The organism is Metabacillus sp. RB-C-LZQ-3-1 (assembly GCF_058315175.1).
Genome location: NZ_JBZFLI010000004.1, coordinates 1 through 14,795 on the forward strand (window position 1 = coordinate 1; position 14,795 = coordinate 14,795).

Sequence of the window (14,795 nt, forward strand, 5' to 3'; positions counted from 1 at the left end):
TCGCCTAGTGATTACGAGAAAGCCACCGATGAGGACAAATAGAAATGGCCAATATGTTTCAATTCGGTTTACCCCGTTTTCAACAATAGAGAAAGACAGCATTATGGAAGGAAAAAAGTGCAAGAATAAACCGATTGCTAATAGGATTACACCTTGTGAATATCCTGATTTAGTTTTTAAAGCTGTTAAAATAAGGCCGATCGAAATGATCATTAAAAATGAAGCAGAGTGATCTGGCCAAGATGGGAATTTATCAATTAAGAAAAAATGCCCCCCAACTCCTGCAAGGATAACACCAGGTAAAATAGCTGTTGCATCTTGTTCAAAATGACCGCTAATTAAAAATGCCATTCCAAGTAAAATTAATAAAAATTCCCAACTATTTTGTCCTTCAAATAAATGAATATTTAATTTTTGGAGAGAATAAAAAATGCCAATACCTAACAATATGATAGCAGGTAATAATTTGATTTTTTTCATTGTCCACCTCTTGTCAAAAAATGATGATAAATAGTTTAGATGATAGCGAATATTGTCAGCTTATCTAAACCAATAACTTGATTCACAGCTAAATATTTGATATTGTACAGAGTGAATAGTATGAGAATCGTACCATAGTCTGTAAGTGAAAATTGTGAAAAATTACACAGACAAGAATAACAGTCTAATCTAAGAAACATTATTTATCATAACATACAGTTTCAAAGACTGTTCACATTTTTTAAAGGGAATTAAAATGAAGAGTGATATACTTATAAGTAGAGATCCTTGTACATGGGGGTGTATAAGAAAATGCATATACTTGTTGTCGGCTTAAATTATAAAACAGCCCCTGTTGAAATTCGCGAAAAGCTCTCGTTTCAGCCTCATGAGCTTACTGATGCGATGAAACAGTTAAAAGAACAAAAGAGTATCCTTGAGAATGTGATCGTATCGACATGCAATCGAACTGAAATTTACGCTGTCGTAGATCAGCTTCATACAGGTCGTTATTATATAAAAGCCTTTTTAGCAGATTGGTTTGGAATTGACAAAGAAAACATTTCACCTTATCTAACAATTTTTGAGCAGGACGGCGCAGTCGAACATTTATGTAAGGTTGCTTGTGGTTTAGATTCTATGATCCTGGGAGAAACCCAAATTCTTGGTCAGGTTCGTTCAAGCTTTTTACAAGCACAAGAAAACCATACAATAGGAACGGTTTTCAATCAATTATTTAAGCAAGTAATTACTTTAGCGAAGCGTTCCCACTCAGAAACGGAAATTGGTGCGAATGCAGTGTCAGTTAGTTATGCTGCAGTAGAGCTAGCAAAGAAAATTTTTGGTGATCTTCATTCAAAACATGTTCTTATATTAGGTGCTGGAAAAATGGGGGAGCTGGCAGTCCAAAATCTACATGGCAGTGGTGTTGGGAAAGTCACGGTTATGAATAGGACTTTACAAAAGGCAGAGAAGCTAGCAAGTCGCTTCGATGGAATAGCAAAGGACATTCATGAACTTCAGTGTGGTCTTATTGAAGCAGATATCCTTATTAGCTCAACAGGTGCAAAAGATTTTGTTATTACAAAGGATATGATGACACATGTTGAGAAAATGAGAAAAGGGCGACCATTATTTATGGTGGATATTGCTGTACCTCGTGATTTAGATCCAAAGCTTGCTGAGCTGGATAGTGTATTTTTATATGATATTGATGATTTGCAAGGGATTGTTGAAGCCAATTTACATGAAAGAAAGATCGCTGCAGAAAAAATTGAACTCATGATTGAGGAAGAAATTGTTCAATTTAAACAATGGATTAATACGCTTGGAGTTGTACCGGTTATTTCTGCTCTTCGCCAAAAGGCCTTAGCTATTCAAGCTGAAACAATGGAAAGCATTGAACGGAAAATGCCTGATTTAACTGATCGTGAAAGAAAGGTACTTAGCAAGCATACAAAAAGTATTATTAATCAGTTACTTAGAGATCCAATAGTGAAAGTAAAAGAGCTTTCCGGAGAAGCAAATGCTCAGGAATCATTAGATTTATTTATGAAAATCTTTAATATTGAAGATGCTGTTGAAGAGCAAATGAAAATAGATAAATCAGATAAACAAGAGGTTGGTGCAAACCAACAGATTTATCGTGCTTCACTTCAATCGTAAGTGAGAGGACTTTTCTTTTATGGAAATGAGCTTAAGTAGAATTAATGAAGTAACGATTATTCTTTATGCAGTATGTGTACTTTTATATTTTATAGATTTTTTAAATAACAACCGGAAGGCGAAACAAGCTGCCTTCTGGTTGCTTTCTATTGTTTGGCTATTACAAACAATTTTTTTATTTGTGCGCATGTTTGAAACAGGGAGATTCCCTGTATTAAATGTTTTTGAAGGACTGTATTTCTATACATGGGTACTGGTTACATTATCAGTTGTGTTAAACCGTTTTTTAAAAGCGGAATTTATCATATTCTTCACAAATGTGATAGGGTTTATCATGATGGCTTTACATACATTTGCACCAACCCAATATGAATCAGCCGCGGTTTCAAGTCAGCTTGTATCAGAATTACTCTTGATTCATATCACAATGGCGATTTTATCCTATGGCGCCTTTTCCTTGTCTTTTGTTTTTTCCATTCTTTATATCATTCAATATAATTTATTGAAGAAGAAAAAATGGGGAAAGCGCCTTCTTAGAATTGAGGATCTTTCAAAACTTGATCATATGTCATATGTATTAAATGTCATTGGAGTACCAATGCTGTTACTAAGTCTAATACTAGGCATCATTTGGGCCTATATTAAAGTTCAAAATTTCCATTGGTATGATGCAAAGGTGCTAGGTTCTTTTATGGTAATTTTCACATATGGTATCTATTTGTATATGCGAATTGTAAAGGAATTACAAGGTAAATCAGTTGCTTTACTGAATGTAGCGTCTTTCCTAGTGTTATTAATAAACTTTTTCTTATTTGGCAGTTTATCAAGATTTCATTTTTGGGATTCTTGACACCGCTTTTTCAATTAGTAGGAGGAAAATATGCGAAAAATAGTAGTTGGATCTAGACGAAGCAAATTGGCTTTAACTCAGACGAACTGGGTAATTAATCAATTAAAATCTTTTGGCTTACCATTTGAATTTGAAATCAAGGAAATTGTCACAAAAGGTGATAAAATCTTGGATGTTACATTATCAAAGGTTGGTGGAAAAGGGCTGTTCGTGAAAGAAATCGAACAAGCTATGTTAGATGGGGACATTGATATGGCTGTTCATAGTATGAAAGATATGCCAGGAATCCTTCCGAAAGGTTTAACGATTGGCTGTGTTCCAGAACGTGAAGATCATAGAGATGTGCTTATTTCAAAAAATCATAAAAAACTTTCTGAATTACCAAGTGGAGCTATTATTGGAACTAGTAGCTTAAGAAGAAGTGCTCAATTATTAATGGATCGACCTGATCTGGAAATTAAGTGGATTAGAGGAAATATTGATACAAGACTTGAAAAGCTAAAAACAGAAGATTATGATGCGATTATCTTAGCTGCGGCAGGGTTATCAAGAATGGGATGGAGTAAAGAGGTTGTAACTGAATTTTTGGAGCCAGAGGTTTGTTTACCGGCAGTTGGACAAGGTGCTTTAGCTATTGAATGTCGCGAAAATGATCATGAGTTACTAGAATTATTAGCTAAATTTACCGATCTATCAACAAAACTAGCTGTAACAGCAGAGAGAACCTTTTTAACTAAGATGGAAGGCGGCTGTCAAGTTCCTATCGCTGGATTTGCAACGGTGAATGATCTTGAAGAAGTTTCATTTACAGGATTAATTGCCTCTCCAGATGGTAAAGAGGTGTATAAAGAGCAGATGTCGGGCAAGGATCCTAAAGTGATAGGAGAAAAAGTAGCTGAATTACTTACAAATCAGGGTGCCAAAGCCTTGATTGATCGAGTAAAAGAGGAGCTTGATCAATAATGGATCATTTTCTTCCTTTGCAAGGAAAGAAGGTTTTAATTACCCGAGCGAAAACTCAGGTTAATGAATTTATTCAAAAGATCGAGGAAGCTGGCGGGGTTGCTATATCTACCCCGCTGCTTGAAATGAAAATCAATATGTCAAATGAAGAAATGATAAAACAAACCCTTTTTCATTTGAAAGAATTTGATTGTATTGTCTTTACGAGTGCCAATGGGGTTATTTTTTTCAAAGAGTTTCTTGATAAGTGGAATGTACCTTATTCCGATTTACAACATATGATTGCCGCTTCAGTTGGCAGAAAAACGAGTAAACAAATGGAAAAGCTTCATTTAACAGTTTCTGTCATTCCTGAAGAATATGTTGCGGAAAAGTTAGCAGAAGAAATGAAAGAAAAGCTTGACCGTCATTCAAAAATCCTTGTCATACGGGGCAATCTTTCAAGACCAACATTAATTGAAGAATTAACGACACATGGTTTTGAAGTGAAAGATTTAGTTGTTTATGAAACCGTACATAACCATACAGAAGCTAGTAAACTAAAGTCATATATTGAACGGAATGAAATAGATTTTATCACATTTACAAGTTCTTCAACTGTCGATAGTTTTATGAAGGTTCTTTATCAAAAGGAATTGCTCGAAAATCTAAAAAAGGTAACCTTTATTTGTATTGGTCCTATTACAAATAAAACGCTAATGGAGTATGGGTTTGCTGGAGCAATGCCAGATTCTTATACAGTAGAGGATATGGTGGAGATTATGATTGAGTTAGCAGAAACTAAGGAGGGTATTCAATGAATATTCAATTTACAAGACATAGAAGATTACGCAGCAGTGACAATTTAAGAGCAATGCTAAGAGAAACACATCTTCGTGCAGAGGATTTTATTTACCCGATTTTTGTCGTAGAAGGCGAAAATAAGAGAAATGAAGTTCCTTCTATGCCAGGTGTATATCATTTATCGTTAGATCTTTTGAATCAAGAAATTGAAGAGGTCGTTTCGTTAGGCATTAAGTCCATTATTTTATTCGGGGTACCTGATCACAAGGATGAAGTAGGGACACAGGCATATCATGATCAAGGAATCGTACAAAGAGCAACAAGACAAGTGAAGGAAGTATTTCCAGATTTAGTTGTTGTGGCTGATACATGCTTATGTCAATACACTGATCATGGACATTGTGGTATTGTTGAAAATGGAAAAGTGTTAAATGATCCAACATTAGATTTGCTTGCACGAACAGCAATTAGTCAAGCAAAAGCAGGAGCTGATATTATTGCTCCTTCGAACATGATGGATGGCTTTGTAGCAGCAATAAGACATGGATTAGATGAAGCAGGCTTTGAACACATTCCGATTATGTCTTATGCAGTTAAATATGCAAGTGCATTCTATGGTCCATTCCGTGATGCAGCACATAGTTCACCACAGTTTGGTGACCGCAAGACATATCAAATGGATCCGGCTAACCGAGATGAGGCATCAAGAGAGGCGCAATCAGATCTGGAAGAAGGGGCGGATTTCTTAATAGTGAAGCCGGCGCTTGCTTATCTCGATATTATTCGTGATGTTAAAAATCAATTTAATGTACCTGTTGTTGCTTATAATGTAAGTGGAGAATATTCAATGATTAAAGCAGCTGCTCAAAATGGCTGGGTAGACGAAAAAGCAATCGTAACAGAAATGCTAGTTGGGATGAAGCGTGCTGGCGTAGATTTAATGATTACTTATTTTGCAAAAGATGTTGCTCGCTGGCTTAAAGAAGAAAACTAAGCATTCTTTAACGTTTAAAATTTTGTACTTAGTGGCGAGCTCCAGCGCCTAACCCTCGAGGTCATTAGCCAATTTAGATTTGAATGCAAAAAAACGCCTTCTAATCTAAATCGTCTTATTTACCCGAGGCTGACCAAGGCGCTTGGAACATTTTTTAAAAGGGAGAATGGTTCAATGAATAGTTATCTAAAAAGTGAATCAGCATTTAAAGAAGCTCTAAGTTTAATGCCAGGTGGAGTAAATAGTCCTGTTAGAGCGTTTAAATCTGTTGGTATGAATCCGATTTTCATGGAACGCGGGAAAGGCTCAAAAATTTATGATATAGATGGAAATGAGTATATCGATTATGTGTTATCATGGGGACCACTTATTCATGGTCATTCAAATGATACAGTCGTAGAAGCTATCAAAAAGGTTGTTGAATCTGGTACAAGCTTTGGAGCACCTACTTTAATTGAAAATGAACTGGCAAAGCTTGTCATTGACCGTGTCCCTTCAATTGAAGTAGTTCGAATGGTTAGTTCAGGGACAGAGGCTACTATGAGTGCACTGCGTTTAGCAAGAGGCTATACTGGTCGCAATAAAATTGTGAAATTTGAAGGATGCTATCATGGACATGGTGATTCTTTATTAATTAAAGCAGGCTCTGGTGTAGCGACTCTAGGTTTGCCTGATAGCCCGGGTGTTCCAGAGGGAATTGCGAAAAACACAATTACTGTCCCATATAATGATTTAGAAAGTATCCAATTCGCGTTTGAGCAATTTGGAGAAGATATTGCAGGAGTTATTGTAGAACCAGTAGCTGGTAACATGGGGGTTGTCCCTCCTCAACCAGGTTTTCTAGAAGGGCTACGTTCAATTACAGAACAATATGGATCCTTATTGATTTTTGACGAAGTAATGACAGGTTTCCGTGTAGACTATGGCTGTGCACAGGACTATTATGGAGTGACTCCTGATTTAACTTGCTTAGGCAAAGTGATTGGTGGAGGCCTTCCTGTTGGGGCTTATGGTGGAAAAGCTGAAATTATGCAGCAAATTGCGCCAAGTGGTCCAATTTATCAAGCTGGAACACTATCAGGAAATCCATTAGCCATGACAGCGGGCTATGAAACATTAAAGCAACTAACAAGAGAATCGTATAAAGAATTTCAACGTAAAGCAGACCGACTAGAAGAAGGTTTATCCAGAGCAGCGAAGGAATACGAGATTCCGCACACGATCAATCGTGCTGGATCAATGATCGGCTTTTTCTTTACAAATGAAGACGTTACAAATTATGAAAAAGCAAAAACTTCAAATCTTGAGTATTTTGCCAGTTACTATCGCACAATGGCAAATGAGGGAGTATTCCTTCCGCCATCACAATTTGAAGGGTTGTTCCTTTCTACAGCTCACTCGGAACAGGATCTGGATCGAACAATCGAAGCGGCTAGAAAGGCATTTTCTTTATTAAAATAACAAAAAAGATTCATCACTGATGGTGGTGGATCTTTTTTTGTATTTAAAGGTTTAAGCAAAATTAAATCATATTTTTCTTCTTTCAGACATACATCTGTAATGTCATAGTTATTTTACTAGGCTAATTGAAAGGAGGAATTTTTTTGTCACAGGAACAGCAACTACGTTTTTCAGTAGAAGAATCTGTTTGGTTTCAAAAAGGACAGGAAGTATCTGAACTTCTATCTATTTCTTTAGATCCTGATATTTCAATTCATGAACATGATCAGTACATTTCAATTCGTGGAGCACTACAACTGACTGGTGAATACAAAATAGATCAAGATGGTAGTGAAGGTGATTCCTTTGAATATGCAAACGTGCGGTATGTAAATGAGGTTGAAACCAGAGAAGATGGTGTTAGCGTATTGACCCATCGCTTTCCAGTTGATATTACAATTCCGAGGAATCGCATTCAACAATTAGATGATGTATATGTTTCAATCGAGTCATTTGATTATGAACTTCCCGAGCTCAAATGTTTGAAATTAATTGCAGATTTATCGATAAGCGGTATTACAGATGGTGAGGCAGCCCAAAATGAAGAGGTAGAAACTGCAAGAGAAGAAGCAGTTGAACCATTGTACAGAGAAAGTGAGAACTCTTTAGAAATAGATGCTGAGGAAACAAGTGTCAAAGCGGAAAGAACACCAGTATCCCCTTTTTCTTCATTCTATGATGTAAATGAAATAGATGATTCGGATGTGGACAAATTATCACCACCATCTATATCCATTCAAAAAGAAGTAGTTGAAAGTCGTGAAGTAGATAACAAAAATGAAGTACCTTCGAATGTTCATCCATCAAATATTGAAGAAGAGGAAGAAGTAGAAGAACAGGAAGTACTTGATGAGTCAATTAAACAGGAAGAGCAAGAAGAGGATCTTTATGATCCATTTACTGTGGAAGTAAGAAGAGAAGAACAAAATGCAGATCCACAAGAAGTACAATATTCCTTTTTTTCAAAATCAGAAGCTGAAGAGACTGAGGAAGTTGAGGAGATTGAAGAACTTAATGAGAGAGATGAAAAAGATCCGAAAGATGCACATTATTTAACAAGCCTATTTGCAAGAGATGACGAAGAAGACTTCTCTCGTTTAAAAATGTGTATTGTTCAACAGGGAGACACGCTTAATTCTATTAGTGAAAGATACGACATTTCGATTCAGCAAATTGTTCGAGTAAATGATTTTCATGCAGATCAAGATGTTTATGAAGGGCAAATCCTTTATATTCCAGCTTACTCAACGAGCAAATAAGGATACGGACTTTTAGTATATAGTAATGAAAAACAGCATGGGGGCTTCCTGATCCTCAGCTGTTTTTTTAAATTCATCAGCTAATGAATTGAGGTGAGTGTGACTGTGGAATTCCAACTTGGTGAAATTCGACAACTGTTACGTGATTACAATCTTTACCCAGAGTATATCGAAGAGCTGAGTAAAAAAGCAATAAAGGTTTATACAGATACTGGGCCTTTTGTGCTGAAAAAGCTCACAAAGGATTTTAATCCTTATTTTGTTGACTCATTAAGAATGTTAAAAGAGCAAAAATTTTCTCATTTTGTGCCACTCGTTAGCAATAACCAGCATCAGTTTCTATCGTATTATAATGGTGATTACTATTATTTAATGCCATTGTTAACAAACGAACAAGAAGAGGAACGAGATGCCAGACATCAATATTTATTTAAAGAGGTAGCAAATCTTCATAAAAAAACAGAAAAGAAATTGGATATAAAAGAACAGGATGTAAAAAATCATTATGGAAATATGATAAAGCAATGGGATAATTCAAAAGCGATGTATGAGGCTTTTGTTGAGCAGTCTGAGCAAAAAATTTACTTATCTCCTTTTGAACTGCAAGCCATTACTTACTACACCGAAGTATCACGAGCCATTGATTTTTCAAAGAAAAAACTTGAAGAATGGTCTAATCTTATGGAAGATAAAAAGTCTACAAGGGTTGTATTAATTCACGGAAAAATATCGGCAAGACATTTTTTATATGATGATGAAGGGAACGGGTATTTAACTAATTTTGAACGGTCAACTTATGCATCACCAATAGATGATTTTCTACTATTTTTGATTAGAACTTCAAAAACTTATCCTGTTCAAACGGATGATTGTATCAATTGGTTTTATACTTATCAGAAGGGTTACCCTTTTACAGATGAAGAAATGAGCTTGTTTTTAAGTTATTTGGCTTATCCTGATCGTCTATGCCAGCTAATAAAAAACTATAAAAAAGACAAAAAACAGCGCTCGGAGCTGGAAAGAAATAAACAGCTAATAAAGGCATACTGGCAGTTTAAAAATATTGAATATTTTGTGATGAAAGTATCTGAAATGGAAGAAAAAAAGAAAATGGAAGCAGAGGCTCAAACATAGAAGTAGAAAGAGGGGAAGGATACAGATCTGTATGTCTTTCCCTCAAGGATGTTTATATCCAATCATAACGTAACGCAATAGCTAAACCAATTAAGATTCCTAACAGGAGAACATCAAATGTTGTCGGAAAAAAAACAGTACGTATTCCTTGGAAAATGGTTAGCGGAATAATGATTTGAATACCAACCTCACGTATTTGTCTAACCCAAGGTGGTAGAGAATATGGATTATAACGTTTTTTCATATCATAACGCCTCCTCATGAACAATCTCTAAAAAATTTCTCACTTTTTTTGAAAATGGTTCATAAAATATGTTCAACAACCAAGATTTTTACAGAGGTAAGGAAGAATAAAATTAGTACTTCGCTTTAGTTTCTAGCTCCAGAGCCTAGCCCTTGATCGCATAGAACGTGCAAGCGCTTGGAGATTGAAGGCAAAGAACACCTTCTATTAACAAATTTTCTTAGTGCCAGAGGCTGATCTAGGCACTTGCGCTTTTCTTAAAATCGTCCACTAATGTAAATTATGCAAAAAAATGTGATAAGTGCCTGTATGAATGTTATGAAAAATGGTGAAAATATTGACGAAAAAATGAATTGTTTAGTAATATAGAATAGATGAAAATGAACAACTACATATTTAGTAAACGTTGATTGGGAAGAGTACATTGTCATCACTTCACAGAGAGAGAAATCAAATGCTGGAAGATTTCTTAAGTTGAGGCTTTGGAAGGTCGCCCAGGAGTTACTTCCTTGAAAGAATAGTAGAAGAGGTCGGTGAAAACCGTTATCATATCGAGTGTATAGGCTTGATCCATGCTTTTGGTAAGCTTGTTTTAGTCTATAAAAAAAGGTGGTACCGCGAAATTTTCTCCTTTCGTCCTTTTATGGATGAAGGGAGTTTTTTATTTTTACTATCAAAAAATCCAAGGAGAAATATAGTGTGAAGGAGAAAAACGGAATGGAAAATAATGAACAACAGCTATCATTACCAACGAAATATGATCCAAATGCAATCGAAAAAAACCGCTATTCCTTTTGGTTAGAAGGAAAATACTTTGAGGCAACAGGGGATGAAAAGAAGCAGCCTTACACAATCGTTATTCCCCCGCCAAACGTAACAGGGAAGCTGCACTTAGGTCATGCTTGGGATACAACCTTGCAAGATATTTTAACACGTATGAAAAGAATGCAAGGCTATGATGTATTATGGCTTCCTGGAATGGACCATGCTGGGATCGCTACACAAGCGAAGGTAGAGGCTAAGCTTCGTGAAGAAGGAAAATCCCGTTACGATTTAGGACGGGAGAAATTTATTGAAGAAACATGGAAGTGGAAAGAAGAATATGCAGGGCATATTCGTGAACAATGGGCAAAGATTGGTTTAGGTCTGGATTATTCACGCGAACGCTTCACACTTGATGAAGGGTTGTCAAAAGCAGTTCGTGAAGTGTTTGTCACGCTTTACAACAAAGGACTTATTTATCGTGGAGAGTATATCATTAACTGGGATCCACAAACAAAAACTGCACTTTCCGATATCGAGGTAATTTACAAAGATGTGCAAGGTGCTTTTTATCATATGAGCTACCCGCTTGCTGATGGTTCTGGTTCAATCGAAGTAGCAACAACTCGTCCAGAAACGATGCTTGGAGATACGGCTGTAGCTGTTCACCCTGAAGATGAACGCTATAAACATTTAATTGGTAAAAAAGTGATCTTACCAATTGTCGGACGTGAAATTCCGATTGTTGGTGATGATTATGTAGATATGGAATTTGGTTCAGGTGCTGTTAAAATAACACCTGCACATGACCCGAATGACTTTGAACTAGGAAATCGTCATAACCTTGAACGTATTCTTGTCATGAATGAAGATGGAACAATGAATCAAAATGCAGGGATTTATCATGGTTTGGATCGCTTTGAATGTAGAAAGAAAATTGTGAAGGATTTACAAGAACAAGGCGTACTATTTAAAATTGAAGAACACATGCACTCTGTAGGTCACAGTGAAAGAAGCGGTGCTGTTGTTGAACCATATCTATCAACACAATGGTTTGTTAAAATGCAACCACTAGCTGATGAAGCAATCAAGCTTCAAGAAGCAGATGAAAAAGTAAATTTTGTACCAGATCGATTTGAGAAAACATATTTACGTTGGATGGAAAACATCCGTGACTGGTGTATTTCCCGTCAACTTTGGTGGGGACATCGAATTCCAGCATGGTACCACAAAGAAACAGGAGAGGTATATGTAAACCAAGAACCACCAGAAGATATTGAAAATTGGACTCAAGACAATGATGTACTTGATACTTGGTTCAGTTCTGCATTATGGCCATTTTCAACAATGGGTTGGCCTGATACAGAATCAGTAGACTTTAAACGTTATTATCCTACAGATGCTCTTGTAACAGGCTATGATATTATCTTCTTCTGGGTATCTCGTATGATTTTCCAAGGTCTTGAATTCACAGGAAAACGCCCATTCAAGGATGTATTAATTCATGGACTTGTACGTGATGAGCAAGGACGAAAAATGAGTAAATCATTAGGTAACGGTGTTGACCCAATGGAAGTTATTGATCAGTACGGTGCTGATTCATTACGTTTCTTCCTATCAACAGGAAGCTCTCCTGGTCAAGATTTACGTTTCAGCTATGAAAAGGTGGAATCTACTTGGAATTTTGCAAACAAAATTTGGAATGCATCTCGCTTTGCCCTAATGAATATGGATGGTTTAACATTTGATGAAATTGACTTAACAGGTGAGAAATCTGTTGCGGATAAATGGATTTTAACTCGTTTAAATGAAACGATTGAAAATGTAACAAAGCTTGCTGATAAATATGAGTTTGGTGAAGTTGGGCGCTTACTTTATAACTTCATTTGGGATGATTTCTGTGATTGGTACATCGAAATGGCAAAGCTTCCATTATACGGGGAGGACGAAGCAGCGAAGAAAACAACTCGTTCTATCCTAGCTTATGTCCTAGATAACACAATGAGATTATTACATCCATTCATGCCATTTATTACAGAAGAAATCTGGCAGTCTCTACCACATGAAGGTGAATCAATTACAGTGTCAGCATGGCCAACAGTTAATGAACAATTAACAGATGATCAAGCGGCAAATGAGATGAAACTTTTAGTAGAAGTCATACGCGCGGTTCGCAACATTCGTTCTGAGGTGAATACACCAATGAGCAAGCAAATTCCAATGCAAATTAAAGCGAAAGATCAAGGTGTGTTAACTCAGCTAGAACATAACCGTGCTTATATTGAAAAATTCTGTAACACAAGTTCATTAAATATCGTAACAGACATTACGTCTAACGAAAAATCCATGACTGCCGTTGTAACTGGTGCAGAAATTATCCTGCCAATTGAAGGATTAATTAATATCGATGAAGAAATTAATCGACTTGAAAAAGAACGTGAAAAGCTTGATAAAGAAGTTGAGCGTGTTCAGAAGAAACTCGGAAACGAAGGTTTCTTAAAGAAAGCTCCTGAAAAGGTCATTGAGGAAGAGAGAGCAAAGGAAAAAGATTATCTAGAAAAACGGGAAATTGTTTTAGCTAGAATTCAAGAACTAAGAGGTTAAAGTGAGACTTCATGCAATGGGTTATTCATTCATTGCATGGTAGCGAAACTTATCGGATTTTTACGGACAGTTATCCCCCACCTTTGCTTCCTGCTTAACTAGCTCAGAGGTGTGGGTATTACTGTCCGTTACAAATTGGATAAAAGGTTGACTCGGGTGGTACTATGATTAGTTCCCCCGAGTTTTTACATGGATAAAAGGAGGGAATATTCTTGTTTACAAAGTATAATGATGCAATAAATTGGATTCATGATCGATTAAAATTTGGAGTAAAGCCGGGTTTAAAAAGAATGGAGTGGCTTTTAGCTGAGCTAGATCATCCTGAAAAAAAAATCCCGACCATTCATGTAGCAGGAACAAATGGAAAAGGGTCAACGATTGCCTATATGCTCCATATGCTCATGGAAGCAGGTTACAACGTCGGAACCTTTACTTCACCTTACATAGAAACATTCAATGAGCGGATTAGTGTAAATAGTCTGCCTATATCGGACGATGAAATGCTGCGACTTGTAAATGAAGTAAAGCCATATGTTGAAAAAATTGAAGAAACAGATCTGGGGTCTCCAACTGAATTTGAAATTATTACAACCATGATGTTCTTGTACTTTGGTAAAATGAATAATCCTGATTTTCTATTACTTGAAACAGGTCTTGGTGGCCGGTTAGATTCTACCAACATTATTGATCCAATTTTATCTGTTATTACAAACATAGGGTATGACCACATGAATATACTTGGTGATACCATTAGTGAAATTGCTTGTGAGAAAGCAGGCATTATTAAATACAGAAGACCTATTTTTACAGCAGCTGAAAAAGAGGAAGCACTCGAGGTACTGATTCATACAGCAAAAGAGTTAGAAGCTCCTTCCTACTCACTTGGATCGGACATCAAAATAAATAATCTTTCAACTTGGGAGAAAGGAGAAGAGTTTTCCGTTCAAACCCCAAACAACACATATGAAAATGTGAAGATTAAGATGAGAGGAAATCATCAAATCAAAAATGCAGCTCTTGCTATTTCTGCGATTGATTATTTATCGGAACAGGGAGTTGTCAAAATTTCCACTGATCAAATTATAGATGGGATAAAAAAATCAACTTGGAAGGGCCGTTTTGAGCTCATGAATGAAAATCCAGTTGTTATTGTTGATGGTGCTCACAATGATGAAGGAATCGAAAGCTTAATTGAAACAATTAATAGGCATTATTCACAAAAACGAATTCATATATTATTTAGCGCTTTAAGTGATAAGAACTACGGGAACATGATTAACCGACTCAGTTCTGTTGCGAACTCAATGCATTTTACGACCTTTGATTTCCCTAGGGCAGCTAAAGCCGAGGAGCTATACTTTGCATGTCAAATGAAAGAAAAAACCTACTCCGAGTTTTGGCAAAAGTTATTAGATGAGTTAATCATGTTATATAAAAATGAAAAGAACGATGTGATTATTATAACAGGTTCTCTCTATTTCATTTCAACCATACGAAATTACCTAGTTAGCAAGAAGTCTACTGAAAATAGTCAATAAATTTAGTATTGTATGACAA

At 36.2% G+C, this 14,795-nt stretch carries 12 protein-coding genes and 1 other annotated feature; of the genes, 10 read left to right on the forward strand and 2 right to left on the reverse strand.

Annotation, left to right across the window (positions count from 1 at the left end):
- Positions 1 to 480: hypothetical protein (locus tag AC4GZ8_RS07465; protein WP_491081211.1), on the reverse strand; the 480-nt coding region annotated here is incomplete at its 3' end.
- A gap of 312 nt (positions 481 to 792) precedes the next feature.
- On the opposite strand from AC4GZ8_RS07465, the gene hemA reads away from it, so the two are divergent.
- The 8 genes from hemA to ysxE all read left to right on the forward strand — a co-directional run bounded on the left by hemA (position 793) and on the right by ysxE (position 9,628).
- Positions 793 to 2,145, forward strand: coding sequence for a glutamyl-tRNA reductase (hemA, locus tag AC4GZ8_RS07470; protein ID WP_491081212.1), 1,353 nt, complete (start codon positions 793 to 795; stop codon positions 2,143 to 2,145).
- A 19-nt stretch (positions 2,146 to 2,164) separates the two neighbouring features.
- Complete coding sequence (locus AC4GZ8_RS07475; RefSeq protein WP_491081213.1) at positions 2,165 to 2,995, forward strand: cytochrome C assembly family protein; 831 nt, start codon at positions 2,165 to 2,167, stop codon at positions 2,993 to 2,995.
- A gap of 30 nt (positions 2,996 to 3,025) precedes the next feature.
- Positions 3,026 to 3,958, forward strand: a complete 933-nt coding sequence (gene hemC / locus AC4GZ8_RS07480; RefSeq protein WP_491081214.1) for a hydroxymethylbilane synthase — start codon at positions 3,026 to 3,028, stop codon at positions 3,956 to 3,958.
- On the forward strand, positions 3,958 to 4,758 hold the full coding sequence (locus AC4GZ8_RS07485; protein ID WP_491081215.1) for a uroporphyrinogen-III synthase: 801 nt from the start codon (positions 3,958 to 3,960) through the stop codon (positions 4,756 to 4,758). Before hemC ends, AC4GZ8_RS07485 begins: the two co-directional genes overlap by 1 nt.
- On the forward strand, positions 4,755 to 5,735 hold the full coding sequence (hemB, locus tag AC4GZ8_RS07490) for a porphobilinogen synthase (protein WP_491081216.1): 981 nt from the start codon (positions 4,755 to 4,757) through the stop codon (positions 5,733 to 5,735). The genes AC4GZ8_RS07485 and hemB overlap by 4 nt, the downstream gene beginning before the upstream one ends.
- Before the next feature lie 174 nt (positions 5,736 to 5,909).
- Positions 5,910 to 7,196 carry a glutamate-1-semialdehyde 2,1-aminomutase gene (gene hemL / locus AC4GZ8_RS07495; protein ID WP_491081217.1) on the forward strand — a complete coding sequence of 429 codons (1,287 nt, stop codon included), beginning with the start codon at positions 5,910 to 5,912 and terminating at the stop codon, positions 7,194 to 7,196.
- A gap of 143 nt (positions 7,197 to 7,339) precedes the next feature.
- On the forward strand, positions 7,340 to 8,494 hold the full coding sequence (gene spoVID / locus AC4GZ8_RS07500; RefSeq protein WP_491081218.1) for a stage VI sporulation protein D: 1,155 nt from the start codon (positions 7,340 to 7,342) through the stop codon (positions 8,492 to 8,494).
- 105 nt (positions 8,495 to 8,599) lie between these two features.
- Positions 8,600 to 9,628, forward strand: a complete 1,029-nt coding sequence (gene ysxE, locus AC4GZ8_RS07505) for a spore coat protein YsxE (RefSeq protein WP_491081219.1) — start codon at positions 8,600 to 8,602, stop codon at positions 9,626 to 9,628.
- Positions 9,629 to 9,680: 52 nt separating this feature from the next.
- On the opposite strand, the gene AC4GZ8_RS07510 is transcribed toward ysxE, so the two are convergent.
- On the reverse strand, positions 9,681 to 9,872 hold the full coding sequence (locus AC4GZ8_RS07510) for a YszA family small membrane protein (protein ID WP_026558584.1): 192 nt from the start codon (positions 9,870 to 9,872) through the stop codon (positions 9,681 to 9,683).
- Between the two features lie 397 nt (positions 9,873 to 10,269).
- Positions 10,270 to 10,516, forward strand: a binding site (T-box leader).
- Positions 10,517 to 10,589: 73 nt separating this feature from the next.
- On the opposite strand from AC4GZ8_RS07510, the gene AC4GZ8_RS07515 reads away from it, so the two are divergent.
- Together AC4GZ8_RS07515 and AC4GZ8_RS07520 are read left to right on the forward strand one after the other, a co-directional pair.
- A complete protein-coding gene (locus AC4GZ8_RS07515) occupies positions 10,590 to 13,238 on the forward strand; it encodes a valine--tRNA ligase (RefSeq protein ID WP_491081569.1) in 2,649 nt (882 codons plus the stop codon).
- A gap of 212 nt (positions 13,239 to 13,450) precedes the next feature.
- Positions 13,451 to 14,776, forward strand: a complete 1,326-nt coding sequence (locus AC4GZ8_RS07520) for a bifunctional folylpolyglutamate synthase/dihydrofolate synthase (RefSeq protein WP_491081220.1) — start codon at positions 13,451 to 13,453, stop codon at positions 14,774 to 14,776.
- Positions 14,777 to 14,795 lie beyond the last annotated feature (19 nt).

Coding starts and splice junctions, on each gene's coding strand:
- hemA (WP_491081212.1), top strand. CDS start 793: ATGCATATACTTGTTGTCGGCTTAAATTATAAAACAGCCCCTGTTGAA.
- AC4GZ8_RS07475 (WP_491081213.1), top strand. CDS start 2,165: ATGGAAATGAGCTTAAGTAGAATTAATGAAGTAACGATTATTCTTTAT.
- hemC (WP_491081214.1), top strand. CDS start 3,026: ATGCGAAAAATAGTAGTTGGATCTAGACGAAGCAAATTGGCTTTAACT.
- AC4GZ8_RS07485 (WP_491081215.1), top strand. CDS start 3,958: ATGGATCATTTTCTTCCTTTGCAAGGAAAGAAGGTTTTAATTACCCGA.
- hemB (WP_491081216.1), top strand. CDS start 4,755: ATGAATATTCAATTTACAAGACATAGAAGATTACGCAGCAGTGACAAT.
- hemL (WP_491081217.1), top strand. CDS start 5,910: ATGAATAGTTATCTAAAAAGTGAATCAGCATTTAAAGAAGCTCTAAGT.
- AC4GZ8_RS07510 (WP_026558584.1), bottom strand. CDS start 9,872: ATGAAAAAACGTTATAATCCATATTCTCTACCACCTTGGGTTAGACAA.
- AC4GZ8_RS07515 (WP_491081569.1), top strand. CDS start 10,590: ATGGAAAATAATGAACAACAGCTATCATTACCAACGAAATATGATCCA.